Here is a 1,132-nt window from a genome sequence, read left to right as displayed (position 1 = left end):
GTTGGTGATGTGGATGTGTTGTCGGTGGGTGAGTTGGCTGGTGTGGTGCGTGGTCGGAATGAGACTGCGTATCCGGTGGTTTCGGGTTTGTTGTTGGATGGTTTCCGGCGTGCGGTGGTGGGGTCGCCGGGGGCTGTTGCTGTGGTGGGTCCGGGTGGGGAGTCGTTGACGTACGCGGAGTTGGATGCGTGGGTCAATGGTTTGGCGCGTGTGTTGGTGGCGCGTGGTGTGGGGCCGGAGTCGTTGGTGGGGTTGGCGGTTCGCCGGTCGGTGGATTTGGTGGTCGGTATGTATGCGGTGCTGACTGCGGGTGGTGCGTATGTGCCGTTGGATCCGGATCATCCGGTGGAGCGGGTGGGGTATGTGCTGGATGTGGCGCGTCCGGTGTGTGTGTTGACGACTGCGCGTGATGGTTTCGTGGTGCCGGGTGGTGTGCCGGTGGTGGAGATCGACACGGTTGATGTGTCGGGTGTGGCGTCGGGTCCGTTGACCGATGCGGAGTTGCCGGTGCGGCCGGGTGCGGACAGTACGGCGTATGTGATTTTCACGTCGGGTTCGACGGGTCGTCCGAAGGGTGTGGCGGTGTCGCACGGGGCGATTCACAATCAGATCGAGTGGATGTTGTCGCAGTATCCGTTGGCTGCGGGTGATGTGTATTTGCAGAAGACGGCGACGACGTTCGATGTGTCGTTGTGGGGTTTCTTCATGCCGTTGCGGGCGGGTGCCACGTTGGTGGTGGCGACTCCGGATGGGCATCGGGATCCGTTGTATGTGGCGGAAACGATTGCGGCGCAGCGGGTTACGGTGACGGATTTCGTTCCGTCGATGTTGTCGGTGTTCGCCGCGCATGCGGATCGGGCGCAGTTGTCGTCGTTGCGGCATGTGTTCGTGATCGGCGAAGCGCTGCCCCCGGAGACGGCCGCGGCGTTCGGTGCGGTGTCGGATGCTCGGTTGCACAATCTGTACGGCCCGACCGAAGCGGCGGTGTCGATCACCTATCGCGAGGTCACCGCGGCCGATGCGTCGGGTGTGTCGGTGCCGATCGGTGTGCCGCAGTGGAATTCGCAGGTCTATGTTCTGGATTCGCGGTTGCGGCCGGTGCCCGATGGTGTGGTCGGTGAGTTGTATCTGG

At 63.1% G+C, this 1,132-nt stretch carries 1 protein-coding gene; it reads left to right on the top strand.

Going from position 1 to position 1,132, the window contains the following annotated elements; genetic code table 11:
- A partial coding sequence (locus AC5592_RS34365) for an AMP-binding protein (RefSeq protein WP_157122451.1) occupies positions 1–1,132 on the top strand: 1,132 nt, incomplete at both ends.

The organism is Nocardia violaceofusca NBRC 14427 (assembly GCF_963869435.1).
Lineage (GTDB): Bacteria > Actinomycetota > Actinomycetes > Mycobacteriales > Mycobacteriaceae > Nocardia > Nocardia aobensis.
This window is presented reverse-complemented; position numbering and strand designations above follow the sequence as displayed.